Annotated in this window: 20 protein-coding genes, 1 pseudogene and 1 riboswitch; of the genes and pseudogenes, 17 read left to right on the top strand and 4 right to left on the bottom strand. The window is 44.7% G+C overall.

Going from position 1 to position 25,866, the window contains the following annotated elements:
- Positions 1 to 866: 866 nt before the first annotated feature.
- The 7 genes from AC3AQ9_RS12545 (at position 867) to AC3AQ9_RS12575 (ending at position 7,787) form a co-directional block, all read left to right on the top strand.
- Complete coding sequence (locus AC3AQ9_RS12545) at positions 867 to 1,526, top strand: GntR family transcriptional regulator (RefSeq protein WP_488307827.1); 660 nt, start codon at positions 867 to 869, stop codon at positions 1,524 to 1,526.
- Positions 1,527 to 1,813: 287 nt separating this feature from the next.
- Positions 1,814 to 2,857 (top strand): TRAP transporter substrate-binding protein, encoded by a 1,044-nt coding sequence (locus AC3AQ9_RS12550; protein ID WP_488307828.1) that lies wholly within the window; start codon positions 1,814 to 1,816, stop codon positions 2,855 to 2,857.
- A gap of 82 nt (positions 2,858 to 2,939) precedes the next feature.
- Positions 2,940 to 3,458: a TRAP transporter small permease gene (locus AC3AQ9_RS12555; RefSeq protein ID WP_488307829.1), complete on the top strand. Its 519-nt coding sequence runs from the start codon at positions 2,940 to 2,942 to the stop codon at positions 3,456 to 3,458.
- Between the two features lie 18 nt (positions 3,459 to 3,476).
- Positions 3,477 to 4,745 (top strand): TRAP transporter large permease, encoded by a 1,269-nt coding sequence (locus tag AC3AQ9_RS12560; RefSeq protein WP_488307830.1) that lies wholly within the window; start codon positions 3,477 to 3,479, stop codon positions 4,743 to 4,745.
- 33 nt (positions 4,746 to 4,778) lie between these two features.
- A complete protein-coding gene (locus AC3AQ9_RS12565; protein WP_488307831.1) occupies positions 4,779 to 6,212 on the top strand; it encodes an amidase in 1,434 nt (477 codons plus the stop codon).
- 53 nt (positions 6,213 to 6,265) lie between these two features.
- Positions 6,266 to 7,369: a tartrate dehydrogenase gene (locus AC3AQ9_RS12570; protein WP_488307832.1), complete on the top strand. Its 1,104-nt coding sequence runs from the start codon at positions 6,266 to 6,268 to the stop codon at positions 7,367 to 7,369.
- Positions 7,370 to 7,430: 61 nt separating this feature from the next.
- Positions 7,431 to 7,787, top strand: coding sequence for a hypothetical protein (locus AC3AQ9_RS12575; RefSeq protein ID WP_488307833.1), 357 nt, complete (start codon positions 7,431 to 7,433; stop codon positions 7,785 to 7,787).
- Between the two features lie 45 nt (positions 7,788 to 7,832).
- On the opposite strand, the gene AC3AQ9_RS12580 is transcribed toward AC3AQ9_RS12575, so the two are convergent.
- Entirely contained in the window at positions 7,833 to 8,381 is a 549-nt protein-coding gene (locus AC3AQ9_RS12580) for a GNAT family N-acetyltransferase (RefSeq protein WP_488307865.1), read from the bottom strand.
- A gap of 322 nt (positions 8,382 to 8,703) precedes the next feature.
- Positions 8,704 to 8,810: riboswitch (SAM riboswitch) on the top strand.
- A gap of 119 nt (positions 8,811 to 8,929) precedes the next feature.
- On the opposite strand from AC3AQ9_RS12580, the gene AC3AQ9_RS12585 reads away from it, so the two are divergent.
- A complete protein-coding gene (locus tag AC3AQ9_RS12585; protein WP_488307834.1) occupies positions 8,930 to 10,321 on the top strand; it encodes an LLM class flavin-dependent oxidoreductase in 1,392 nt (463 codons plus the stop codon).
- A gap of 115 nt (positions 10,322 to 10,436) precedes the next feature.
- On the top strand, positions 10,437 to 11,942 hold the full coding sequence (locus AC3AQ9_RS12590) for a sodium:solute symporter family transporter (RefSeq protein WP_488307835.1): 1,506 nt from the start codon (positions 10,437 to 10,439) through the stop codon (positions 11,940 to 11,942).
- A 67-nt stretch (positions 11,943 to 12,009) separates the two neighbouring features.
- On the opposite strand, the gene AC3AQ9_RS12595 is transcribed toward AC3AQ9_RS12590, so the two are convergent.
- Entirely contained in the window at positions 12,010 to 12,369 is a 360-nt protein-coding gene (locus AC3AQ9_RS12595; RefSeq protein WP_488307836.1) for a hypothetical protein, read from the bottom strand.
- A 92-nt stretch (positions 12,370 to 12,461) separates the two neighbouring features.
- A complete protein-coding gene (locus AC3AQ9_RS12600; RefSeq protein WP_488307837.1) occupies positions 12,462 to 13,124 on the bottom strand; it encodes a TetR family transcriptional regulator in 663 nt (220 codons plus the stop codon).
- A gap of 143 nt (positions 13,125 to 13,267) precedes the next feature.
- Between AC3AQ9_RS12600 and AC3AQ9_RS12605 the strand changes: the two genes are divergently transcribed.
- From AC3AQ9_RS12605 to AC3AQ9_RS12620, 4 genes are all read left to right on the top strand, one after another.
- Positions 13,268 to 14,878 (top strand): BCCT family transporter, encoded by a 1,611-nt coding sequence (locus AC3AQ9_RS12605; protein WP_488307838.1) that lies wholly within the window; start codon positions 13,268 to 13,270, stop codon positions 14,876 to 14,878.
- Entirely contained in the window at positions 14,878 to 16,923 is a 2,046-nt protein-coding gene (locus AC3AQ9_RS12610; RefSeq protein WP_488307839.1) for a CocE/NonD family hydrolase, read from the top strand. Before AC3AQ9_RS12605 ends, AC3AQ9_RS12610 begins: the two co-directional genes overlap by 1 nt.
- A 30-nt stretch (positions 16,924 to 16,953) precedes the next feature.
- The gene (locus AC3AQ9_RS12615; RefSeq protein WP_488307840.1) at positions 16,954 to 17,493 is read left to right on the top strand and encodes a DUF2179 domain-containing protein; all 540 of its coding nucleotides are present in this window, start codon (positions 16,954 to 16,956) and stop codon (positions 17,491 to 17,493) included.
- A 114-nt stretch (positions 17,494 to 17,607) separates the two neighbouring features.
- Entirely contained in the window at positions 17,608 to 17,844 is a 237-nt protein-coding gene (locus tag AC3AQ9_RS12620; protein WP_488307841.1) for a hypothetical protein, read from the top strand.
- A 77-nt stretch (positions 17,845 to 17,921) separates the two neighbouring features.
- On the opposite strand, the gene AC3AQ9_RS12625 is transcribed toward AC3AQ9_RS12620, so the two are convergent.
- On the bottom strand, positions 17,922 to 19,631 hold the full coding sequence (locus tag AC3AQ9_RS12625; RefSeq protein ID WP_488307842.1) for a sigma-54 interaction domain-containing protein: 1,710 nt from the start codon (positions 19,629 to 19,631) through the stop codon (positions 17,922 to 17,924).
- 431 nt (positions 19,632 to 20,062) lie between these two features.
- On the opposite strand from AC3AQ9_RS12625, the gene AC3AQ9_RS12630 reads away from it, so the two are divergent.
- The 4 genes and pseudogenes from AC3AQ9_RS12630 to AC3AQ9_RS12645 all read left to right on the top strand — a co-directional run bounded on the left by AC3AQ9_RS12630 (position 20,063) and on the right by AC3AQ9_RS12645 (position 25,787).
- Positions 20,063 to 21,781, top strand: a complete 1,719-nt coding sequence (locus AC3AQ9_RS12630; RefSeq protein WP_488307843.1) for an N-tau-methylurocanate hydratase — start codon at positions 20,063 to 20,065, stop codon at positions 21,779 to 21,781.
- Between the two features lie 202 nt (positions 21,782 to 21,983).
- Positions 21,984 to 23,315: pseudogene (locus tag AC3AQ9_RS12635) on the top strand (YjiH family protein).
- A 50-nt stretch (positions 23,316 to 23,365) separates the two neighbouring features.
- A complete protein-coding gene (gene hutI, locus AC3AQ9_RS12640) occupies positions 23,366 to 24,655 on the top strand; it encodes an imidazolonepropionase (protein WP_488307844.1) in 1,290 nt (429 codons plus the stop codon).
- Positions 24,624 to 25,787, top strand: a complete 1,164-nt coding sequence (locus tag AC3AQ9_RS12645; protein WP_488307845.1) for a M20/M25/M40 family metallo-hydrolase — start codon at positions 24,624 to 24,626, stop codon at positions 25,785 to 25,787. Before hutI ends, AC3AQ9_RS12645 begins: the two co-directional genes overlap by 32 nt.
- The last annotated feature ends 79 nt before the right edge of the window (positions 25,788 to 25,866 follow it).

Genomic DNA, 25,866 nt, shown 5'->3' on the forward strand with positions numbered 1-25,866 from the left:
GACTTCTTGGTAAATAGAAATAAAAAATTTTTAAATAATATAAACACTATAAAAATAACTTTTTTAATTATTTCTATATAAATTTTAATTCTAAAGCTTTAGGTTGTATTCTGTGGGACTTAAGAGAATTTATGTATTCTCAAGGTCCTTTTTGAAGTAGCGAAGAATTTGGTAGGAAGTCATATTTTTTTAAGGCTTTTACTCTTTTCTAACTTTCCAAAAAAAGCATAAGGCTTTGAAAACTAATCAACTATATAAGTTGAACTGATAATTTAAAGCTGTAAATATTCCACCAAAAAGCTGCGAAGACTTTGGCCTAGGTCTGTGGGACCAAAGTCTTTGCACCGAAAGCGCATAGCGTAAGCAATGCAACGCTTGTCCAGTTTCGAAACTAGCTCAGCGATGCAGAGACAGAAACAGTGCAGTTTTCTCCGCTTTTTGCTTCATATCTAAGTAAGTAACCATCAAAAACTATATAAATGGCTTCTCTTTTCTAGAAAGCTTATCCAGCGCCGGAGCCCTGCCCAAAGCGGCATATAAAAGGATTATTTTTTAGTTTAATCTATATATTTATTTAGGATTCTATTGGTTTTTTTGTCTTTATGATTACTGTTTTGAATTTTGCTGAATTCAGATAGAAAAAATTTAATATTTATTTCTAAATTCAAAGCATCTTTTAAGACCAAAAAATGATAAAAGTAAAATTTGATTAAAATAATATAAATTCAATAAATATTATTAAATCAATTATTTAACAAAAATATTGAAATTTTATGATTATTTAATTAATATAGTCATTGAGGTTGTCGACTGTCGACAAAAAACTGCTTAGCATCTTGTCACTATGAAACGAATGGAGAGTAGAGATGAGGAATCAAAAAACACTCGAAAAAGCAGAGCCTTATTATTCCCAGTTGCAGCAAACAATAAAAGAAAGAATCTGGGACGGTTTCTATAAACCGGGAGATCGTTTGTACGAAGCACAACTTGCAAAAGAGTTTGAAGTTAGCAGAAGCCCTGTTCGTGAAGCAATCCGTACATTGATTAATGAAGGTTTATTAACCATGGGTTCTAACTCTCAAATCACAGTATACGAACCTTCCTTACAAGATGTACGTGACATATATGAATGCCGGATAGCACTTGAATCGATTGCAGTAGCCCTTACTGCTAAGCAAGCAACTTCTGAACAAGTGGATGAATTGAGAAAGATACTGCAAGAAACTCGGAAAGCTATTGAAATGAAAGATAAGGAGAAAATTGTGAAGTGCAATGTGCGTTTTCATGAAATGATTATTGATATTAGCGGAAACTTAAGACTGAAAAAAATTGTAGAAGATCTTCATTCATTGACTTATTACTATAGGCTTTTAAATACTCAAGGAAGTCAGCGTGCTAATGCAATACTAAAAGGCCACTCAGAAATCTTTGATGCAATTAAAGAAAAAAATCCAGAAAAGGCTGCAAAAAAACTAGCTGCACATACACAAGAAGATCTCGTGAACTTAACGCAGCTCTTCGAATAAGCAAAAAGCTATTAGCATTCTATAGCAGTGACTTTATCGAACAAAAAAGAAAATAATCGTTATGAATTTCATTAAGGATTTTGAAAACGCTTACAATAGGAGCTGGCAGTATGATTTAGCTTCTAAAACTTCATTCAATCCTATGTATTGTGGAAGATATTTAATTAAATATATTTTAGGAGGTGGTGTACCGACTGAGAAAGAAGCAGAAGTGCATGAAACAGCGGTATGGCCATGGGAAATGATTATTGAAGAAATTGAGAACATTAAGGGGGCAAATATAAATCATGAAAAATTTCAAAAAAGGTTTTATTGCTGTGTTCGCATTAGTTTTATTGATGGCCTTATCAGCTTGTGGCAGCGGAGGAGGATCCTCGTCAGAGCCTGGCGCTGCTGGGGATAATGAAGTGCAAGAAGTGACGATTAAACTTGCTCATGAAGTAGCAGAAAATACATCTCAACACGCTGGGTCTGTGGCAGTTAAAGATTATATCGAGAAAGAATCAGAGGGTAAAATCAAAGTCCAAATTTATCCGAATGGACAGTTATTCGGTGATAAGGATGTTTATCAGCAATTAGTTGCAAACAATGTTCAGATCACACAAATTGATTTATCAAAATTGGTGGGAGAAGATCCGCGGTTTAATATTCCCTCATTGCCTTTCCTTTTTGAAGGAGATGCCGAAGCAGCGAAATTCTGGGACAGCGAAAAGGGAATGGAAATCCTGACAAGTTTAGATGACGATGGAATCTACGGTATTGCTATGTGGCCGAATGGTCCTAAGCATCTGACAAACGACAAAAAACCGCTTAAGAAACCGGAAGATTTAAAGGGTTTAAAATTCCGTACACAGGGTGGGCAAGTTCTCGAATCCGTGTTCTCTACTCTTGGAGCCGGTTCCGTCTCAATTCCTTTCACTGAGCTTTACACTGCGCTGCAACAAGGCACAGTCGATGGCCAAACAAATACCTTCGTAAACATAGATTCCAAGAAGTTTGATGAAATTCAAAAGCATATGACCATTTCTGGCGAAACGCGCGTAGATCTTGGGCTGTTTGTAAATAAAAAGTTCATGGATGGGCTTAACGAGCCCACACGTAAAATAGTTGAGGATGGGTTAAAAGCAGGCACTGAAGAAGCTCGCAGAGCAGCGGAAGTGATGAATAAAGAAAGCCGCAAAAATCTTGAAGAAAGAGGAGAAATTGAAATTTATGAACTCTCCGATCAAGAAATAGAAGCTTTCAAAAAGGCTTGGGCACCTATTTACGAGGAATATACACCGATTATCGGCGAAGAATATATTGAAGCTGCAAGACAGGCAAATGAATAAAGGAAAATTAAACAAGATTGCAGCATAAGCTGCAATCTTGTTATTAATCTTTGTCCTATTACTGCGGAGGGGATTGATTCAAATGAAAAAATTACTGTGGGTTTTAGAAAAGATTGAAGAAAGTGTCGCTTCATTCTTTTTTATTGCAGGTTCTATTATCGCGGTTTACGGAGTCTTTATGCGTTATATATTCAATAGCCCAGCGGCATGGACAACTGAAATTTTTGAAATGTTCATGGTCATAGCCATTTTTATCGGCTTTGGCATGGCCTTGAAAGACGATCGCCATATCGTTGTTGATTTGCTTTACGACAAGATGCCTCCTTTTATCAAGAGAACTTTCAATGTAATAAGCAATGTTCTGGGTGCTGTCTTTAGCATTTTTCTGACAATCATGGGGATGGAAATGGTAAGTATCGCACGTATTCAAGGCGGTGCAACTGTCGATGTCGGAATTCCGATTTGGATTACCTACTTGATCATGCCCATCGGAATGGGCCTGCTGGCGTTCTATTTCTTAGTCCGAATTGTAAGATCAATTCGCGATCCGCTTCCAAGTGTGGAACAGGAAGAGAGAGACCGTATTAACAATGCCATATAAGAGGAGGAATGAAATTCTATGAGTCCAACACTTGTTCTGCTGGTGGGATTTTTTGTTCTTTGTTTAATCCGGGTTCCGATTGCTGTGAGTCTAGGATTAGCAAGTTTAGTTTCATTAAGCTTAATCGATTTTACAATGTATGCGGTTATACAAAAAATGTTCACGTCAGTCAGTTCTTCAGCATTAATGGCAATTCCCGGCTTTATTTTTGCGGGAATCATAATGTCGAGAGGCGGGATTTCTTTCCACTTGATTTCGGCATTAAGATCCTGGATTGGCCACTATAGAGGTGGGCTTGCGCTTGTTACAATTTTCGCCTGTATGATTTTTGCAGCTATTTCAGGATCCAGTCCGGCTACAGCAGCAGCCGTTGGGGCTATTATGATTCCTGCCATGGTAGAAGCAGGTTACAGCAAACGTTATTCGATGGGACTTGTGGCAGCAGCAGGGACCCTTGGAATATTGATACCGCCTTCAATTCCTTTGATTATTTACGGCGTCGTTTCTGAACAATCTATTGGAGATTTGTTTACAGCGGGTATCCTGCCGGGTATATTCTTGGGTTCTTTATTAGTGATATCCGCTATTATAAATGCCCGGATAAAAAATTATGGCACATTGCCAAAAGAAAGCATGCAGGAGAGAATGCGTAAATCCCGAAAGGCGATATGGGGGATGGTCTTGCCTTTCTTAATTCTTGGGGGAATTTATACAGGAATTATGACACCAACAGAGGCATCCTTCATGGCAGTTCTTTATGCTGTAATCGTTTCTGTATTTGTATATAAAGAAATGAAGCTTCCTTTATTCGGAAAAATAGTAAAAGAATCAATCAATATCTCAGCAATGATTTTCCTCATCATTGCAGCTGCGAATATTTTCGGAATGTTTTTGACTACCGAACAAATTCCGCAAATGGCTACACAATGGATAGAGTCAAGTTCCGCAAATATCTGGATTTTTCTGATTGCTGTTAACTTGATGTTTTTCGTATTAGGAATGTTCCTGGATGCTGTTTCTATCATATTAATTACATTGCCGATTTTGCTTCCAATTCTTGCATTATTCGATTTAAACTTAATTCATTTTGCTATTATCATGACCATAAACATGGAATTAGGAATGATAACGCCTCCAGTAGGTTTGAATCTATTTGTAGTAAGTGGAATTACCAGGGAAAAAATAGGGAATGTTGTGCAGGGCGTATTACCGTTTTATGCTGTTCTAGTAATAGGGCTGGTTATAGTCATTGCATTTCCGGCAATTTCTCTTTGGTTAATCCAGTGATATTAAAAAAATGAAATGAAGGTGGCAAAGTAAATGAAAACAACAGAAGAGCTGATAACTTATGATATTCAGAAAGTTTCACAGTTAATTAAAGAAAAAAAAGTATCTCCGGTGGAACTAGCTAAACAGCTCTTAGAGCGGATTGAAAAAATCGATTCATTAATCAATTCCTTTATTACCGTTGATGAGGCAGATGTAATAGAGCAAGCGAATGTTGCAGAAAGGGAAATAGAAGCAGGTACATATAGAGGCCCGCTTCATGGAATTCCTATCGGTTTAAAAGATTTAATCTATACAAAAGGCATAAAGACAACAATGGCATCTGAAATATATAAAGATTTTGTCCCGACATATAATGCAACTGTAGTAGATAAATTGAAAGAAGCCGGAGCCATCATAATTGGAAAATTGAACACCCATCAATTTGCGTACGGTCCAACAGGTGATCGCTCATTTTTTGGGCCGGTTCGGAATCCCTATGATCTTGAAAAAATGACAGGAGGATCAAGCAGCGGATCTGCTGCTGCAGTTGCGGCTTGTTTGTGCTACGGTTCCTTGGGTACTGACACAGGGGGATCGGTTAGGGTTCCCGCTTCCTTCTGCGGTGTTGTCGGGATGAAACCAACTTACGGACTTATCAGTAAGCACGGCGTCTATCCTCTTTCTTGGACACTGGATACTATCGGACCTCTGACCCGGACTGTAATGGATAATGCAATTCTTTTAAATGCTCTTGCCGGATACGACCAGGCTGATCCATCTTCCGTTCAGCATAAACCGGAAAATTTTTTGAGAGATATTGATAAAGGAATCGAAGGGGTGAAAATCGGGTTGCCCTCTAAGTTCTTTTTTGAGGACATGAACGAGGAAGTAAGAGTAAGTATCGATAAAACTATCGAAGTGTTGCGGAATCTGGGCGCTGTTATTAGTCCTGTGGATTTACCGAATATTGAAAAATTCTCTGATGCGCATAAAGCTATTTTGCGAAGCGAGGCATTTGCAGTTCACGAGCAGAATTTAAACGATTATCCCGATATATGGGATGACGAAGTAAAAGAACGACTGTTTACTGCGTTGGAGACGAAAGGATACGAATATGCCCAAGCGTTACAGGCCAGACAACTTGCTAAAGAAGAGTTCAATCAAATACTCGATAAGGTAGATGTAATTTTAACACCTACCTTGCCTATCCTGCCTCCTAAAATTGGTGAACGCCATGCTGATCTTGAAAAGTACGTCGGCCAGCATATTCGCTGGTCAATCATTAAATTGACGGCACCGACAAATCTTAACGGTTTTCCCAGTTTATCGATGCCTTGCGGCTTTTCTGCTGACGGGATGCCTATAGGGGTTCAGCTGATTGGACGAGAATTCAATGAAGCGACATTATACAGAATAGGTTATGCGCTGGAATCGGAACTATCAATTAATACAGCAAGATATAATATATCTGACTCAGTAATCTAAAAGAGCTATTCAGTACGATATCGTTTAACAGCTTCTTAAAAGGAGGGCATTGGATGAGTGAAACGAAAAAGTTCAAGCTGGCGGTAATACCTGGAGACGGCATCGGCAAGGAAGTCGTCGCGGCTGGGCTTCAGGTCTTGGACCATTTGGCAGCAGAATCAGGAGGGCGTTTTGCCTTTGAGAAAGACTCATTTTTGTGGGGATGCGAATATTACCTGGAACACGGCAAAATGATGGGTGAAGACGGTGTCGAAAAGATGAAGGAGTACGACGCCATCTATTTTGGAGCAGTCGGCTTTCCTGGAGTGCCGGATTCCATCTCCTTATGGGGACTGCGATTGGCAATTTGCCAGGGTTTGGACCAGTGGGCAAATGTGCGGCCGATCGAATTTTTGCCAGGAGTGCCAAGACGTCTCAATCATCCGGATGTCGATAAATTAAACTGGGTGCTTGTCCGTGAAAATTCCGAAGGTGAATATTCAGGGATCGGCGGCAGGAACTTCTCCGGCCGTGGCCTTGGCAAGGAAGTGGCGGTGCAGTCCGCGCTCTTTACCGAGCACGGTTGTGAACGGATCATCCGCTTCGCTTTTGAATTGGCGCGTACACGCAAGCGCAAAAAGGTGTTGAGTGTGACAAAAAGCAATGCCCAGCAGTACGGCATGGTTCTCTGGGATGAAGTATTCGTCCGCGTCAGCAAGGAATATCCGGATGTCGAGGCGGAACAGGGCTTGGTCGATGCTGTAGCAGCTCATTTTGTCCTGCGGCCGGAAGAGCTCGAAGTTGTGGTAGCCTCTAATTTGTTTGCGGACATCTTATCCGACCTTGGCAGCGCGCTTGCAGGCAGCCTGGGTCTCGCGCCAAGCGCAAACCTCAACCCGGAGCGGAATACTCCAAGCATGTTTGAATCGGTCCACGGTTCCGCGCCAGATATCGTAGGCAAAGGCATCGCGAATCCAATCGGTTCCATTGGCAGTGTAGCGATGATGCTTGATCATCTTGGGCTTAAGGAAGAAGCGGAGCTGCTGAACTGGGCTATTGCTGAAACGACGCGCCAAGGCATCATGACACGTGATATCGGAGGGACGCATGACACTCAGGCAGTAACAGATGCAATTATTGAAAACTTGTCTGCTGTAAAGGAGGAAGTTCATAAATGAGAATTAAGAAATTGACTGGAAGCGGATGCGGATAGAAGAACCGGTGTATTGAAAGAACTGCTTGGCTCCAACGGAAACGAGGTGGACGTCTGCAAAATCCGGATTGTGGGCAGGCAGTAATCAATCCGGCGGAAATCATCAACCAGCTATAAGAATAGCTATTGGTCTAAGAAAGGCGATCCATTCCAAACCGGGATGGACTGTTTTACTATCGCTTAAAAGGTTTCAGTTGTTCGGCGGCGTCATCGTGCTGCCGGTCATTGGAATGCTAATTGGACAAGTCAGTGGGCTGTTCCTGCTCGGGATCCAGCTGACGCTGCTGATTTCAGCAGGGCTTCTGATCGTCAATTTGATGTTGCTGCACCGGATTTCCAAGTACAATGACCGCTTTGTTTTATTTGAAAAACAGATTCATTAAATCCAAAACAGCCCGGCATCTCAAATGATGCCGGGCTGCCGTTATTCAATTTCCGAAATGGATAGCTTCCCATTCGGGGCGCAAAATCCCCATCACGATGACGTCAAAGCGTTTGCCGTCACGGTAAACCATCGAGCGCTTGCGGCCTTCTATTTGAAAGCCCGCTTTTTCATATGCCCGGATGCCGCCTTTATTGTACTCGATCACTTCGAGGCCGACCCGGTCCAGGTTCAATTCATGGAAAGCATAGCGGAGAATCAGTTTCAGCGCATCCGATCCGTAGCCTTTGCTGCGGTCCGCGGCATCCCCGATGCCGATGGCCATCATCCCGGCGCGGTTATTCCATTCAATTGAGTGGATAACAATGAAGCCGATCAAACGGTCTCCATTAATTGTTCTCAGTCGGAAATAAGCTTCATTAGGGTTCGGGGCGCCTTCACCAGAAAGCTGCTCCCGGCTGCGGGGAAGGGCGAACTCGGTATCGACGTTCCGCAGATATTCCGCGTCTTCTCCCCATTGCAGCATGATGTCTGTGTCTTCTTCTCGCGGCAGTGAAAGCTTCAGCTTTTCACCGGTAAAAAGGTTTGAAGTAATGGTTGTCATGTCAGTCTCCTTAGCATTTGTGATTTTTCAACACCTCATTAATTGAAAACCGGTCTGTCATACGCAATAACCTCAACCCCTTAACCTGTAGTAGTTCCATCATAGAATTTTTAATAATGGATGGCAATAAACAATGTGGAAAAGTTGACGGTAAAATAAAAAGATTAAGAATTTTAGAAAGCGCTTTAAACACGACAGGGAAAAGGTTCAAAGAAAAACCTGTAAATTAATACCGGAATAAGTAGTTATAAAATTTGAAATGTTTGGTTGACTTTAATATTTCCTAGTATTATGATTGGATTTAAATTTAATAATCTTATCCAGAGAAGCCGAGGGACTGGCCCATTGACGCTTCAGCAACCTCTGACATTTGTCGGAAAGGTGCTAATTCCAGCAAGATTTTTTCTTGGGAGATAAGAGAGCGGATTCTGTCCATTTACGCAGCCCTCTTTTCTCGATTGTTGAGAAAAAGAGGGCTTTTTATATTTTCTGCTGTCGGTGCCGCATAAATTTAACGATTAAAAATGAGGAGGAAGAATATGACGAAGAAACGGATTTACTTGAACGCATTTGAAATGGTATGTGCGGGTGGGCACCAGTCCCCTGGCTTATGGGTACATGAAGACGATCGTTCCCATACGTACACAGACAGTGAATACTGGATTGAACTTGCCAAGCTTTTGGAAAAAGGGAAATTCGATGCGGTGTTTTTGGCGGATGTGCTGGGTACTTATGACGTTTATAACGGATCCCGGGATGCCGCGCTCCGCAATGCCGTACAGTCTCCGGTCAATGATCCGCTGCTGGTCGTGCCGCTGATGTCTTCAGTAACTAAACATTTGAGTTTCGGGGTCACAGCTTCGGTCAGTCATGAACATCCTTATACATTTGCGCGGCGCATGTCGACACTGGATCATTTGACGAAAGGGCGGATCGGCTGGAATGTGGTGACCTCTTATCTGAAAAGTGCTGCGCTCAATATCGGTCTGGAAGATCAAATGAACCATGACCAGCGCTACGACTTCGCAGCTGAGTTTCTGGAGGTCTGCTATAAGCTATGGGAAGGAAGCTGGGAAGAGGGCGCTGTCGTCCGCGATAAACAGACGAAAGTCTACACCGATCCTTCAAAGGTCAATGACATCCGGCATGAAGGGAAATATTTCAAAGTGCCTGGCGCGCACTTGTCAGAACCTTCGCCGCAGCGTACACCGGTGTTGTTTCAGGCAGGCGCTTCACCGCGCGGCCGTGAATTTGCAGCCAAGCATGCGGAATCCGTCTTCACAGCGGGACCGACAACCCAAGTAGTGAAAAAGGGAGTAGCCGCATTGCGGGAACGGATCCAGGCAAACGGGCGCAATCCCGAAGATGTCATCGTCTATACAACATTCACGGCCATCGTCGGCAAGACGGAAGAGGAAGCGCAAGCCAAATACGAGGAACTGAAAAGCTACGTCAGTTACGAAGGAGCTCTTGCGCTGCTCGGCGGCTGGACGGGCATCGATTTTTCAGGCTATGATCCTGACGACACGTTGGAGTATATCCAAAGCAATGCCATGCAGTCAGCGGTGGAAGTATTTACACGTGCCGATCCGGACCGCAAATGGACCATCCGTGAACTTGCCACATTTGTCGGCATTGGCGGCAGAGGGCCCGTCGCAGTAGGGACTCCAGAACAGATTGCGGATGAAATCGAATATTGGGCGGAAGAAACAGGCGTTGACGGCTTCAACCTCGCCTATACGCTAGCCCCTGGCAGTTTTAAGGACTTTGTTGAACTCGTCATTCCTGTCCTGCAGGAACGCGGCCTTGTCCAGAAAGAATATGCAGAAGGCACATATCGCGAAAAAATTTATGGAAAAGGCCAGACCGGATTGAAAGAAACGCATCCCGGAGCAAGCTACAAACAATTGCACCAGCCGGTTGAAAACTAAGGGGGAGTGGACATGATTACAGCTTACTGGATTGCAGTCGCGGTTTTCTGGATTGCCGGACTGGCACTATGGGATAAGATCTATCCAAAAACGAAGCAGAAAGGAGAGGAAAGCAATGAGTGAAAATACAACATGGCTACTGCCATTTATTATCGTAATGCTTGTCGGCTATTTTGCATGGACGACGTGGCTCGGCAAGAAAGGCGCTGTCCACAGCGGTTCGATGAAAGGCTTTGCCCTTGCTAAAGGTAAAATAAGGCCGTCTTTGGTCGGCCTGAGTTTCGGCGCTTCCTACGCGAGCGCGAATTTATTCCTCGGCGTCCCGGGCTGGGCCTATACATATGGGTTGTCGACATTATGGTACACCATTGGCTGCTTTGGCGTCACATGGCTCGGTTTGCTGCTGTTCACGAAGACCTTCTGGCGCTATGGCCAGAAAAATGGCGGCAGCCTGACCCTTCCACAATGGCTCGGCAATCGCTATAATAGCAAAACGCTTCAAGTGCTCGTGGCACTTTTGGTATTGTTCAATATCTATTATATTGTTGGCCAGAATGTTGGGCTTGCCACGATGTTTGAAACGGTCATCGGCATCCCGTATATGTGGGGCATTGCGATCGGCGTCGGCATTACCATTGTCTACGTCAGTCTCGGTGGCGCTTTTGCCCAGATAGTCAGTGACGGTATACAAGGCACCGCGATGGCGGTTGTTTCGATCCTGCTGTTCCTCTCGCTGCTGTGGACGATTGGTGGGGGCATGAATGTCTTCGGAACACTTTACTCGGAACTCCGTGCAATCGATCCGGCGTTGGTGGCACCGCTCTCAAACGGTGGCCCTTTCTATAGCGGCTTTGCTATTTTAAGCATCCAGTGGCTGCTGTTTTCATTCGTACTGCTGCCGCATTTGATGAACAAAGTGTTGACCGTTGAAAAAGAAGAGGATTTGCGGACCTTCACTTTATCAGCCGGGTTTTCCCTCTTCGTCTTATCCGTCTTTTCGGTCTTTGCCGGCCTTGCGGCACGCGTTATCTTGCCGGGTCTCGCTTCAGCGGACAGTGCCATCCCGGCCTATATCATGGAAGCCTTCCCGGTTGTCATCGTTGCCTTGCTTGTCATGGGATTGATTTCCGCCATCCTGTCGACAACCGACAGCCTGTATCTCGGCATCACCAACAGCATCGGCAATGACCTTTATAAAGTTTTAGCGGTACCACTGCTGTACAAAAACAAAGACCTGTCTGAACAGGAACTCGATGGTAAAGTGCTTAAAGCCTCGAAAGTTTCCTTGATCTTCATCGGGCTGGCATCGCTGTATATGTCGTTCAGCCGGCCGGAATCACTGGCCTTGCTGACCAGTTTCGGTACATCCGCCATCATCAGCGGAATCGCAGCGCCGATCTCTCTCGGCTATTTCTGGAAGCATGCCAATAAAGCCGGAGCCATCGCTTCGGTCGTTAGTGGAGCGGGCTGTTACATGTTGTTGACCAGTTCAGGGATTGTCGAACACGTCTTTCAGGCTATGTTCTTCAGTTCCGCGCTCGGCTTCGTCTTCATGATTGGCGGAAGCCTGCTTGCGGAAGTGGCAAAAAAACGAGGGAAAACAGTGCAGCAGGCATTATGAAATAAGCTGCATGAACTGGATGAATTGAAAACAAGGAACTCCCATTATGAGGAGTTCCTTGTTTTTGTTAAAACGCATATTGGAACAGGCCGTAATACAGAGGCCCGAGCAGGATGACCGTCGAGATTGCCATGAACACTGTGCCGGCGGTACCGGTTGCCGCTTCCGGTTCTTCTGCTTCAAACCGGCTTTTCAATTTAAATGCAAAAAGGACATCCCAGAGCAGGGCGCCGAAAAAGACGATTTTCCACACAAGCGGATCAAGAATCTGGTTATTGGTCACAAACCCGAACAACCCGACCCATGTAACAACGGATACAGCCAAATCGAATTTGATCGGAAAGTCCGCATGGCGGCTGTGGATCATGAAGCCAATAGTGGCCGTGCCTAAAAATGCTGCATAAATAAACCATAACGTTTGTTCCATATTTCATTTCCTTCTTTAGTGAGACTTCTTTCATTATAGAAGAATTGAAGAGGGAAGAAAACAATTTCTAAATGAAATTCGCCTGGTATGAGTTACTGCTTCACAGTAATTTTGGCATTGACGATTTCCCGGATGTATTTCATTGTAACTTCATGGGCCTTTTCGGCAGAGTAATGATTGCGGTTGTTCAGCACGTTGCTGAACATGCCCTGCCAAACCAGATTGGTTAATTCGTTCAGTTCTTCTGCCTGTGTTTCATCAAGCAATCCTGCTCTGACAATGGCATTGATGGCAAAGCGCCCCCGATTATCGATGCTGCGCTCCATTAAAGCGGGCTGCAGTTCTTCCGGAACGGCCAACAGATCCGACGGGTATAGCTCGTAATAATGCGCCAGCAGATTTTCGGGATGTTCTCCGAGGTCCATGAGGAAAACCGACTGAAAAATGTCGGGGAACTTGAATGAATATTCACTGAAGACTTCCCAGGCGATCAAGTATTTCTCAATGGGTTCGTCCGTTTTCTTCATCTCCAATGTGACTGTTTCAATATAAGGCTTTAAAAATTTTAATGACGCAAAAAATAGCAGATGCGATAATTCACCGAAATAATTGTAAATCGTCGCACTGTTATAGCCGGCTTTATCCGCCACTTTACGGATGGTGACCTGCTGCAGGCCTTCCGATTTGATCAATTCTTCAGTAGCGTCAATAAAGTACGTCCACATCCGCCGTTTTTTTATTTCTTTTTTATCCATAAAACTCCACGTCCTTGAAAAATTAAATATTTTAAAAAATATTGATTATTCTTATATCCTCATGATAACATAAACAACAATAAAATTAATCATGATTACTAAATAATCATGGTTAATTTATGGGAGAAAAAGGGGGAAGAATAATGGGGAAAGTAAAAATTGATCCAACAGTTTTCTGGTCTTCTTTAGTGGTTATCGTCATTGCAACACTGACATTGGTCATTTTCCGGAATTCGGCAGAACCGGTAATGAGCAAAATGATGACAGACATTACATATAATTTGGACTGGGCATTCCAGTTCCTGACATTCGGTTTATTCATCTTATTGATTTGGCTGGTTTTCGGCAAATACGGCAAAATCCGGCTGGGGGATGAAGCACCGGAATTCTCGACTTTCAGTTGGGGCGCGATGTTATTCTGTGCCGGGATGGGCACAAGCATCATGTTCTGGTCAATGATGGAACCAATGTATTACTATATGGGACCGCCTTTCGGGATAGAACCTAACAGCAACCAGGCAGCAGAATGGGCAGTAGCCTATGGCATGTTCCATTGGGGCATTTCCGCGTGGTCGCTATACGCATTGCCGACAGTGGTCATCGCTTATTCGTTTTTCGTAAAGAAAAACCGTTCTTTGAAAATCAGTACAGCCTGCAGAGGGATTTTAGGAAAACATGCAGACGGGCCGATTGGGAAAATTATCGATATCATGGTCATTTGGAGCCTTGTTGGAGGACTGGGTACTTCCCTTGGACTTGGAGTACCTATGGTTTCAGCAGTCATTGGGGAAATTTTCGGTGTCCAGCAATCTTTGAAACTGAGCATCATCATCATTGTCATTTGGACAGTCATTTATGGAGCCAGTGCTTATATGGGCTTGTACAAGGGAATCCGTAAGCTCAGTGACTGGAATGTCTATTTGGCACTTGGCCTTGCCTTATTTGTACTCATTACTGGACCGACTTTGTTCATCCTGTCAAATTTCACCAATAGCTTCGGGCTGATGCTCCAGAATTTTGCCTTGATGAGCTTCTCAACCGATCCGATTGGAAAAGGCGGTTTCCCGCAAGCCTGGACGGTTTTCTATTGGGCCTGGTTCGCGGCAACTGCACCCTTTATCGGCTTGTTCGTAGCGAGAATTTCACGAGGGCGCACCATTCGTGAATTGATCATGCACATTTTGCTGTGGGGCTCGCTTGGAAGCTGGATTTATTTCGGTATATTCGGCGGCTATACGATGAACCTGCAGTTGACGAATAAATTGAATGTCATCGAAGTATTGAACAGCAGCGGAGGTCCTGCTGCCATCGTGGAAATTTTAAGAACAATGCCGCTCGACTTCTTGGTCTTGCCGTTCTTTGCAGTGCTTGCGTTTATCTTCCTGGCAACTTCACTCGATTCGGCGACTTATATTTTATCGGCGATTGCCACAAAAGAATTGATAGGCGAACAGGAACCCGCACGCTGGCACCGCATGCTGTGGGGAGCCGTTCTTGCCATTCTGGCCGTTTCGTTATTGATGATTGGCGGACTGGAAGTCATCCAGACTTCTTCTGTTATTGTATCAGTGCCGGTCATCATCCTTTATCTGCTGCTGACGCTTTCCTTATTGAGATGGCTGAAGCAGGATTATCCTGAAGTTCCTGCCGGCATTACAGTAAATGCGCAGGAGACTCCGGCGGCAGGAAAACTTGTGAAAGAAGCGAAAACTCCGAAGGTTTTATTGAAAAATGCTAAAGAGGTGAAAGAGTAATGGTTTTCAACGTTCGCGAAAGCACCCGGGGCATCAAACAGGAATTCCCGTTTGAAGTAGAAGTGACAAACCATATTTGGATCCCAATGTCAGACGGCACACGCCTGTCCGCAAAACTGTGGATTCCTAAAGGCGCCACGGCTAATCCGGTGCCGGCTATCCTGGAATATCTTCCTTACCGAAAAAACGAATTCACGGCATTGCGCGATTCCATCCGCCATCCTTATTTTGCGGGCCATGGCTATGCCAGCATACGGGTGGATATGCGCGGCTGCGGGGATTCTGAAGGCATTATTTACGACGAATATGCCCAGCAGGAGCAGGATGATGCGCTTGAAGTGCTCGACTGGATCGGGAAGCAGGAATGGTCAACAGGTTCGGTTGGCATGATTGGAAAATCATGGGGTGGCTTTAACGGGCTTCAAGTCGCGGCTCTGCAGCATCCCGCGCTTAAAACCATCATCACGCTATGTTCGACGGATGACCGCTATGCGGACGACGTCCATTATAAAGGCGGCGCTTTGCTCGCTTCGGATATGCTGTGGTGGGCTTCAACAATGCTCGTTTATAATGCGCGTCCTGCAGATCCGGAACATGTCGGAGAGGCCTGGCGCAAGAATTGGCTGGAGCGCCTGGAAAAGACGCCGCCGTTTGTGGAAGAATGGATGCGCCATCAGCGCCGGGATGGCTACTGGAAACACGGTTCGGTCTGCGAGAATTACGACGACATCAAAATTCCGGTTTATGCCGTCGGCGGCTGGGCGGATGGCTATACGAACGCCGTGTTCCGCCTAATACAGAATTTAAAGGGGCCGAAAAAAGGGCTGATCGGTCCATGGGCACATGAATATCCGGAAGTGGCAGTGCCCGGACCGCAAATCGGTTTCCTGCAGGAATGCCTGCGCTGGTGGGACCAGTGGCTGAAAGAGGAAGAAACCGGCATCATGGATGAACCAGTGCTGCGCATGTGGCTGCAGGACGCCGTACCGCCGAAGACGGATTACCATATCCGTCCGGGAGAATGGGTGCTTGAAGACAGCTGGCCGACTCCGAATGTCAAAGAAAGAAACTTCTACCTGGGTGACCAGCAATTAACTGAACAACCGGCTGGAGACAAAGAAAACTTGATGACGCACCAGCAGCACGGCCTGTATGCCGGTGTTTACTGCCCGTTTGGCCAGGAAGGTGATATGGCTTCTGATCAGGCGATTGAAAATGGGCTGTCCAATACCTTTACAGGCGAAGAATTGCAGGAAGAACTGGCAATCCTCGGTTTTCCAAAAATGCAGATCAAGCTCAAGAGTGACAGCAAACGGGCAAATCTGGCCGTGCGCTTGAGCGATCTGTCGCCTTTTGGGACTTCCAAGCTAATCAGCTGGGGCCAGCTCAATCTGACTCACCGCCACAGCCACGAGTTTCCGGAAGATGTACCGGTAGGGGAAGAATTCACGGTGACAGTAGAACTTGATGCCATCGGCTACAAAGTGCCGAAAGGGCATCGCCTGCAATTATCAGTGGCTCCGACTTACTGGCCGCATGCCTGGCCAACTGCAGAAGAAGCACAGCTACAAATCATCAAAGACGCAGATACGAAGTTGATTTTACCGGAATACACCAACGTTACGAGAGAAGAGGATATCATTCCGTTCGAACATCCGGAAACAGCGGCGGTCATGGAGCGTGAAGTGTTGCGCGAAGCGGGGCGGACACGCGAAATCCGCCACAATACTGTGACGAACGAATGGGTTCTCGATGACTTTTCAGACGAAGGCTGCCGCCGTCTGCCGTCGAACGGCCTTGAATACGGCAGCACCAACAGGAACGTCTACCGCATCACAGAAGGGGATCCGCTGTCTGCTTCGGTTCAATGCGACTGGACATTGACAGTCGGCCGGGAAGACTGGCAGACGCGTCTGGAATCCACCAGCACGATGGCTGCTGATGCAGAGAAATTCTATATCACCAGCCAGTTGAAAGCGCTCGAAGGAGACAAAGTGGTTTACGATACATGCAGAACCTTTGAAGTTGATCGCGATTTTATTTGATCGGCTATCCTAACGACAGGCGGGGACATCGTGGATTCAATTCTATTGCTCATCATCCTTATCAATGTTGCTTACATGACCCTTTTTACTTTGCGGATGATTCTGGTCATCAAAGGGTACCGGAAAGTGGCTGCAGCTTTGTCCATGGCAGAAGTATTCATCTATTTAATGGGATTGACCATCGTTCTTGATAATTTGGATAAACCGCTGAATGTCGCCGCATATTGCGCTGGCTGGGGACTGGGTGTTTACCTTGGCGGCATTATCGAAAACCGTTTGGCGCTCGGCTATATCGTTTTTGATATTATCGTCGATGCGCTGGAATTGGAGCTGCCGCTTCAAATCCGTGACAAAGGCTATGGAGTCACTTCGTGGATGGCGGAAGGAAAAGACGGAGCGAGGCTTTGCATGAAAGTTTTGGCGAAGCGGAAAAACGAGAAAAAGCTGCGTGATTTTGTGACCGGGCTATCGCCGAAGGCCTTCATCATTTCCTATGAACCAAACCGCTATAATGGCGGCTTTCTTACGAATCCCATCAAATCAGCGGGATGGATTAACCGAAGAACATAAAAACTTTTTGGGCAGACGCGAAAGTGTCTGCTTTTTTTCATTGTTAATCGTTATAATGGATAAAACGAGGCGGAAATTCCTTCGCCGATTTGAATTTGCTAAGGAGGTGTAGCTATGGGCAACAAAAGCCACGGCCTGAAACATGGCTGGACATTGATCGCACATAAATCATTCACGCTGTTTTCGAACGCCAATTCCTACATCATCATCGACGATGAACACGACACCGTCATGCAATTCAAAGTCACCGATTCTGAATTCGAAGTCATTTCCGCCAACTGGGGACTCAATTATAAAGTCATTCTAGGTTTCAAGACGATAAAAATCCTCGATGTGCCGGAAGAGGAATAATAGTGCTAAAACAAGAGGCTATCCATAAAGTGGATAGCCTCTTTTCGTGCTCTTAAAATCTTCATGCAGCACTACTGTCAGTGTGGAGAGGAGAGACCATATTTCTTGAGGTGGTATTGCAGGCTCTGGCGGGTAATCCCCAATTTTTTAGCTGCTTGGGACACATTCCCATTCACTTCGCGTAAAGTTGCTTCTATATAATATTTCTGGGAATTATTGAACAGCTCTTTTAATGGCCTGTTGCTGCTGTTTGGCTGCTCGTGTTCCTCGGTTGTCCGGGAGTTGATCAATTTTCTTTTCATATAAGAAGGCAGATGCTCCAAGTCGATCTTTTCGGCTGTTTCCGGAACCCGTATTACCAAGTTTTCGATTAAATGTTCCAGTTCCCGTGTGTTGCCCGGCCAGCTGTAGTTCAACAGGGCTGCCATTAAAGCGGCGGAAAAGCCAGGAACTGCTTTGCCCAATTTGGTTTGATAGATTTTCAGGAAATGGTCCAGAAAATAATGGATATCTTCAGTGCGTTCCCGCAACGGCGGGATATACAAGCTGGCATGGGCAATCCGATAAAATAAGTCGATCCGCATTTTAGCCTCTTCTATCAAGTGTTCAGGATCTTCGTTTGAAGCGCTGATAATAGTGCATTTAATTGGTGTGACCTTATTGGATCCGACTTTTCGGACAGCCCGTTCCTGAAGAGCACGCATTAATTTTGCCTGCAAAGAAACCGGCATGGAATTTATTTCATCCAGAAAAAGAGTGCCTCCCTGAGCATATTCAAACAATCCGGCTTGATCAGTGGCTCCCGTAAAAGCCCCTTTTACAGTGCCGAATAAGGTGCTTTCTAAAAGATTTTCAGGAATGGCTGCACAGTTTAGGGCAACAAAAGGTTCCGAAGCCCGGGGGCTGTGATTATGCATGCTTTGCGCAAACAGCTCTTTTCCAGTCCCTGTTTCACCGACAAGCAGCGTGTCGGAATTATAGAGGGAAATATTCTGGGCTTCTTTGATCAGCTCTTTAAGAACCAGGCTTTTTCCCTTGATGTCCTTAAAAGTAAAAGTCGTGCCGTTCTCATAGACGATTTTGGGAGTGTCCTGTGACCTTGTCTGCCTTCTTACTTCTATAGTTTGATGCAGCATGTCTTTTAACTTTGATTCACTGGTGCTGATTGAAAAAACCCCTATGGTATCGCCGTTTCTCTTGATGGGATATGTACTGTAATTCACATACCGCGGAACGCCGTTGATGGTCGCATGGGCCTTGTATCTTGAAAAGATGGGCTTTCCTGTTTTAAAAGTATGCTTATGCTCAGAATGCTGAGGATTGTAATTGTAAACAGACCATAGCGGTTTTCCTAGAATGTCGTGGCTGTTCAACCCCTCCATTTTTTCCTGGGCATTATTATATAGAATGATTTCCCCTCCCGAATTGCTCATCATCACACCCTCTTCCAGGGCATCGATGATTTTCTTCAAGCAATATACTTCGGTTTCCAAATTTTTAATGTCTTCACGGATTTCAGTGATGCATAAAAAAATGAAGTCGGCTTCTGCGCTGAATTTTTTCAATTCAATTGCGACTTTTCTTCCATTCAACAAATAGCCGGTCGACTCAATCTGATCAAAATCAATGGAGCCGCAATTTAAAGAAATGGCTACATGCTGACCGTCCTGCACAAGCAGTCCAAACTTCTCCGAGACGTCATGCCAGACCACCTCGAATTGTTTATTTAAAACAATGACCCCCTCTACAAAGCTTCTAATAATTGTTCCGAATAAGTTAGCTGACAAACCATTCCACTCCTCTGCAAGAAAACTTGTATCTGCAAATTGCACTTTCTCTGCACCACGAAAGCGATATATAAAAGCATATAAGAGCAGTTTAACATTTTTTTAAATAGTTTTGAAGATTCTGAATGAAAAATTTATCTGCACCTGCTAAAACCCCTGTAAGTAGAAGGTGCCGCAGGAAATTGAAGAAAGATTTAACATTTCTCTGAAATAAGCGCTAATTTATCTGCACTTTTTTGAAGAGCCTGTAAACGAAGAGAGAAGCTTAAGACGATTTTTCTCTATCAAGGGACTGGTTTTGAATAGAAACAAGCATTTTTATCTGTTTTTTTTTTCTATAGTTTGGCGTTTTCGGAAACTTGGCACGCTTATTGCACTATAAATAAACGAACCACTAAAACAAACTTAAGAGAAAGTAGGAGGAATGCGTAATGACACAACCAGAAATTTTGTATTCAGTGAAAGCACAAAGAGGATCTACACTTCGTTGTAAAGGCTGGAGACAAGAATCGATTTTAAGAATGCTGGAAAACAATATGGAGAATGCAGAAAAACCGGAAGAGCTTGTCATCTACGGCGGTATTGGCAAAGCGGCGCGAAACTGGGAATCCTACCATGCGATTGTAAAAACTTTAAAAGAACTAGAAGACGATGAGACATTGGTTGTCCAGTCGGGGATGCCAGTTGCCGTTTTCAAAACACATAAATATGCGCCAACAGTAGTTATGGCTACTACTAACATCATGAAAGCGGATTGGCCGACTTTCTATGATTTGCAGGATAAAAACCTGACAATTTATGCTAACTATACAGCAGCTCCGTGGGAATACATCGGTACACAAGGAGTCATCCAGGGGACATTTGAAACATTGTCCGCAATTGCCCGGTTGCATTATAACGATTCACTTGTCGGCAAAATTCTATTGACTGCAGGTGCAGGCGGCATGGGCGGGAACCAGACACGCGCCATGACAATGCACGGGGGAGTAGCGATTCTTGTTGACGCAAACGTTGACATTATCAACCGCCGAATTGAAAAAGGGTTTATCGATGAGTTAGCCGGTTCATTGGATGAAGCGATTGCTAAGGCAAAAGAATATGCTGCTGAAGGAAAGCCGCTTGGCATTGCAGTAGTTGGGAACGCTGCAGATGTGTTTGAAGAAGTGCTCGAAAAAGGCTGGCTTCCGGATATTTCTACTTCAATGACTCCGGGGCATGATCCGATTTCCTATTTGCCTTCAGGATACACGGTTCAAGAAGCTGAAGAGCTCCGGGATACGGACCGCGACCTGTATTTGGAAAAAGGGCGCGAAACGATGGTCCGCGAATTGAAAGCATTGATTAAATTCATGGATCTTGGGGTTCATTCATTTGAATACGGGACCAGCCACCGCAAAGAATGCATCGATGCAGGAATGGATGAAAAAGAAGCAAAACGGCTGCCAGGCTTCGTAGCTGAATATATCCGGCCGCTTTTCTGTGAAGGACGCGGGCCATTCCGCTGGATTTGCTTGTCAGGGGAAGCTGAAGATCTTCGCAAAATTGATGACATGATTCTGGAGAAATTCAGTGATGATCATTTGGTAACCCGCTGGATCAAACTTGCGAAAGAGCATATCCCGATTGAGGCTCTTCCGGCACGCATCTGTTATATGGGCTTTGGCCAGCGGAAAGCTTTCGCCTTGGAAGTCAATGACATGATCCGCCGCGGAGAGCTTGCCGGACCGGTTGCTTTCTCCCGTGATAACTTGGATTCGGGATCGATTGTCAACCCGACTTTCGAATCGGAGAACATGAAAGACGGAAGCGATCTGATTTCTGACTGGCCGATGCTGAACGGTCTTCTAAACGCAGTCGGCATGTGCGACCTTATTGCTATCCAGGCGAATTACTCCATGGGGGAAGCGGTCCATACCGGGGTAACCATGGTTGCTGACGGTACTGCCGAAGCAGATATGCGCCTTGAAGTGGCAATGACTGTCGATTCAGGAATTGGGGTTGTTCGGCATGCACAAGCAGGTTACGAAATTGCCCAAGATGTAGCAAACGGAAAAGGAAAATTAACGGATGAAAGCATCCAGATTCCGCTTTGGTGGAAAAAAGAAGCGACATTCGGTCCGAAAGACTTGAAAAAGCAAGTGACAAACTGATAGGCCATAAATTTTTACTGTATGTAAAGGCTCCATTTTAGGCGGAAGAGAAATTCTTATTTGGAGGAATTTAGAGACTTTAAGCTCCTCCTTTCTTTTAAAAGCTCTTCTTAAGAACCTCTTTTCTGACAAGACTGTTCTGGTAGTCAGCGATGCAAAAAAGAAAGCCAGAGGGGATGAAAAGTTGATTGAACAAAAAGTGATGTCGAAAAGCCGGAAACTTGCTGTTGAGGAAACTCAAGATATCTATTCAATCCGCAATATCTTCAAATTTTTCGTTTTCAGTGGCATCGGGATATTCATGTTTTTTATCCCCATAGAAATGAATGGCAAAAGTTCCATCCCATTAGATCATCTTGTTACATGGCTTCGGGCAATGGCTGGTCCGGCTGCTGCTTATTATACGGTGATCATTGTGGCTCTGGGAGCAGCTTATCCATTCTATACAAAAACTTGGCGCAAGAATAAGGTGGAAACAGTGTTGTCAGGCTTTAAAGTATTGGGAGCCATTGCTGCTTTTCTTGTCTTACTTGAGCTTGGTCCGGCATGGTTGATGGCGGAAGATATGGGTCCCTACTGGTTTTATAACTTGCTCATCCCGATTGGTGTTCTAGTGCCGATTGGAGCAGTTTTTCTGGCATTGCTGGTAGGTTACGGTTTGCTGGAGTTTATCGGAATTTTTATGCAGCCAATTATGAGGCCGCTTTGGAGAACGCCTGGAAGGTCGGCCATTGATGCTGTCGCCTCATTTGTTGGTAGCTATTCAATCGGTTTGCTTATTACCAACCGCATCTATAAAGAAGGGAAATACACCCAGAAAGAAGCCACTATTATTGCAACCGGTTTTTCTACCGTTTCTGCAACATTTATGATAGTCGTGGCAAAAACCTTGAATTTGATGCATATTTGGAATTTGTATTTCTAGCTTACATTTTTTGTCACCTTTGCCGTTACAGCAATTAGTGTAAGAATCTGGCCCATAAATAAAATAAGCGATGATTATTACACCGATAAAGGATTTCCTGAAGAGACGATTAAGTCGAATCGCATTCGATATGCATGGAAAGAAGCGATGACCACAGCGCATAATGCACAAGGGTTAAAGAACAATATAATAGTCAACGTGAAGGATGGATTAGTGATGGCGATGGGTATATTGCCTTCCATCATGTCAATTGGATTAGTGGGATTGATACTCGTCAATTTTACACCGGTTTTTGATTACCTAGGATATCTTTTTTATCCACTGACATGGCTGCTTCAAATTCCAGATCCTCTGCTGGCGGCAAAAGCGGCAGCCATTAATTTGATTGACATGTTTTTGCCTTCATTAGTTGTGCTTGAAGCCGATTTGCATACTCGCTTTATCATCGGTTCGTTATCAATATCAACTATTTTATTTTTTTCAGCATTGATTCCATGTATTCTTTCGACGGAGATACCAATTAAAATGAGCCATTTGCTCAGCATTTGGCTAATCAGAACCGTCTTGACATTAATCATTATCACACCGCTTGCGTTTTTGTTTCTTTGATTTAGCGGGTTACGGGAAAGGAATCGAATTGAAAAGGAGGATTGATCAGTTTGCCTGGCATTAAAGTGGATTTAATCATCAAGAATGCAGCAGAAGTCGTGACATGCATAGGAGATAGCTCCGCTGATCTCGGAGTCGAGCTGGGATCCTGGATTGCTGTGAAAGATGGTCTAATCGTCGGCATTGGCACGGAGGAACAATTCAAATCAACATTCAGCATGGAAAGAGCTCAACAGATTGATGCAAGCGGAAAGGTTGTGGCGCCTGGATTTGTAGACTGCCACACTCACTTGGTCTTTTACGGAACACGGGTCGAAGAGTACGCAAACAAAGTGGCGGGGTACGGTCCTGAAGAATTAAAAAAACTGGGGATTAAGACGGGTCCGAACCGCACGATTGAGCTGACCCGCGATGCAGAAGCGGAAGAGCTGTTCCGGCAGGCTAAGAAAAGAGTGGAGACCATGCTGGATTATGGCATTACCACCATTGAAAGCAAAAGCGGCTACGGTTTGACGACTGACAGCGAAATAAAGATTTTGGAAATCGGCAGAAGGTTGGCGCAAGAAACGCCGGCAGATATTCTAAACACTTTTTTAGGTGCTCATGGTTTTCCTGAAGGGGTGTCGAAAGAAGAATACATGGACATTATTATTGAAGAAATGATTCCGGAAATCGGAAAACTGGAACTTGCCGAATTCTGCGATGCTTGGTGTGATGAAGGGTATTTTACAGCGGAAGAGTCGGAAAAGATTTTAAAAGCGGGCATGGCTTATGGGATGAAACCGAAGCTCCATGCGGATGCCTATTCCTATATCGGTGGATCTGACCTGGCCTTAAGTTTAGATATGGTATCACTTGATCACATGAATTATACTCCGGTGGAAGTGATGGAGAAATTGGCGAAAGCTGACGTAACGGCAGTGCTGATGCCAGCTCTGGATTTTGCAGTCGGCCACAAACAGCCTTTTGATGCCAGAAAAATGCTGGATTTGGGAGTGAAAGTCGCGCTTGCCACGGATCTTTGCCCAGCCAGCTATACGCAGTCCATGCAGTTTGTCATTAATCTGGCATGCCGCCAATATCAATTTTCAGTAGAAGAAGCCATTAAAGCGGCCACTTATGGAGGAGCACAAGCCTTGGATCTGGATGACCGGGGAGTTATAGGAATCGGGAAAATAGCGGATCTGCAAATTTGGGGTATTCCGACGTACAAGCATATCGCATATGAACTTGGCACAAATGCAGTGGAGACTGTGATAAAGAATGGACAAGTCATCAGAAACAGAAACAATATGGAGGTACGACTATATGACGCAGACTCAAAAGAGTACAGCCGCTGAACGGGTAGATGAACAACGCTTACTGGAACTTTTTCTGGAACTTGCAAAAATAAACGGCCCGAGCACAAAAGAGCAGCTTGTGGCAGACTACTTGGTTAAAGCGCTTCCGGAACTGGGGTTCACTATTGAATTTGATGAAGCCCATAAAAATTTCGCAGGCGAAGTTGGAAACCTGGTAGCCTGGAAAGAAGGAACAGATCCATCGGTTCCCCCTTTGTTTTTCTCGACCCATATGGATACTGTCTTGCCAACCGAAGGATTGAAGCCGGTCATCAAAGATGGAATCATCCATTCTGATGGAACCACAATTCTAGGAGCAGATGACCGCGCCGCACTCGCTTCTTATTTGGAAGCTGTGCGCGCCATTATAGAAAGTGGCACACCGCACGGACCCATTGAATTCATATTGACCGTCAATGAACAGCCGGGACTTGTCGGAGCCCGTCATATGGATTACAGCAAAGCGAAAAGTAAGACAGGCTATATTTTCGATAGCAGCGGTGATGTCGGGCAAATCATTTTGAAAGGTCCGTACAGCAGCCGCATCTGGATGGAAGTGAAAGGAAACGCTGCTCATATTGCCTTGAATGCGGAAGAAGGAAACAGCGCTTTTCTTATAGCTGCAGAAGGGCTGTCGGCTATGAAGCTTGGCAAAATCGATGAAGAAACCTTAGCAAATGTCGGCGTGATCGAAGGAGGGGAACTGACGTCAATCATTCCAGGAAGTGTCACCATCGGAGGAGAAGTGCGCAGCTTTTCGAAAGACAAGCTTGATAAACAATTGAGTGAAATGGCAAAAGAAATGCAAAAAGCAGCCCATAAAAATGGCGGGGCTGTTGAAGTTCGGTTAGAGAAGAAATACAGCGGTTTTGATATTCCGGAAGATCATATCCTGACAAGAACTGCTTTGCAATCCGGCCAGCAAATTGGCGTCCAAGCTTATTTAACCGAAACGCTTGGCGGCGCAGACACCAACGTATTAAACGAAAATGGCCTTACTTGCCTGACTTTGGGCAACGGCTTCCAGAACATCCATTCATTTAGAGAATGCATCAGCATCGAAAATCTCATCAATACAGGCCGGATGACGGCAGCTCTTATTGAACAGTGGTATATCAATCATAAGAGCTGAATTCATAGATGCACAGGCCCATTTTGACGGACATTTCCCTAAATTTTAAAAATCTTACAAAGCACGTGACATTAGATTT

The organism is Planococcus sp. VCh962 (assembly GCF_057748275.1).

What these genes read in the sequence shown, in the direction of transcription:
- AC3AQ9_RS12545 (WP_488307827.1), top strand. Translation starts at nt 867, where the DNA reads ATGAGGAATCAAAAAACACTCGAAAAAGCAGAGCCTTATTATTCCCAG.
- AC3AQ9_RS12560 (WP_488307830.1), top strand. Translation starts at nt 3,477, where the DNA reads ATGAGTCCAACACTTGTTCTGCTGGTGGGATTTTTTGTTCTTTGTTTA.
- AC3AQ9_RS12550 (WP_488307828.1), top strand. Translation starts at nt 1,814, where the DNA reads ATGAAAAATTTCAAAAAAGGTTTTATTGCTGTGTTCGCATTAGTTTTA.
- AC3AQ9_RS12585 (WP_488307834.1), top strand. Translation starts at nt 8,930, where the DNA reads ATGACGAAGAAACGGATTTACTTGAACGCATTTGAAATGGTATGTGCG.
- AC3AQ9_RS12605 (WP_488307838.1), top strand. Translation starts at nt 13,268, where the DNA reads ATGGGGAAAGTAAAAATTGATCCAACAGTTTTCTGGTCTTCTTTAGTG.
- AC3AQ9_RS12570 (WP_488307832.1), top strand. Translation starts at nt 6,266, where the DNA reads ATGAGTGAAACGAAAAAGTTCAAGCTGGCGGTAATACCTGGAGACGGC.
- AC3AQ9_RS12565 (WP_488307831.1), top strand. Translation starts at nt 4,779, where the DNA reads ATGAAAACAACAGAAGAGCTGATAACTTATGATATTCAGAAAGTTTCA.
- AC3AQ9_RS12620 (WP_488307841.1), top strand. Translation starts at nt 17,608, where the DNA reads ATGGGCAACAAAAGCCACGGCCTGAAACATGGCTGGACATTGATCGCA.
- AC3AQ9_RS12610 (WP_488307839.1), top strand. Translation starts at nt 14,878, where the DNA reads ATGGTTTTCAACGTTCGCGAAAGCACCCGGGGCATCAAACAGGAATTC.
- AC3AQ9_RS12645 (WP_488307845.1), top strand. Translation starts at nt 24,624, where the DNA reads ATGACGCAGACTCAAAAGAGTACAGCCGCTGAACGGGTAGATGAACAA.
- AC3AQ9_RS12590 (WP_488307835.1), top strand. Translation starts at nt 10,437, where the DNA reads ATGAGTGAAAATACAACATGGCTACTGCCATTTATTATCGTAATGCTT.
- AC3AQ9_RS12630 (WP_488307843.1), top strand. Translation starts at nt 20,063, where the DNA reads ATGACACAACCAGAAATTTTGTATTCAGTGAAAGCACAAAGAGGATCT.
- AC3AQ9_RS12555 (WP_488307829.1), top strand. Translation starts at nt 2,940, where the DNA reads ATGAAAAAATTACTGTGGGTTTTAGAAAAGATTGAAGAAAGTGTCGCT.
- AC3AQ9_RS12600 (WP_488307837.1), bottom strand. Translation starts at nt 13,124, where the DNA reads ATGGATAAAAAAGAAATAAAAAAACGGCGGATGTGGACGTACTTTATT.
- AC3AQ9_RS12595 (WP_488307836.1), bottom strand. Translation starts at nt 12,369, where the DNA reads ATGGAACAAACGTTATGGTTTATTTATGCAGCATTTTTAGGCACGGCC.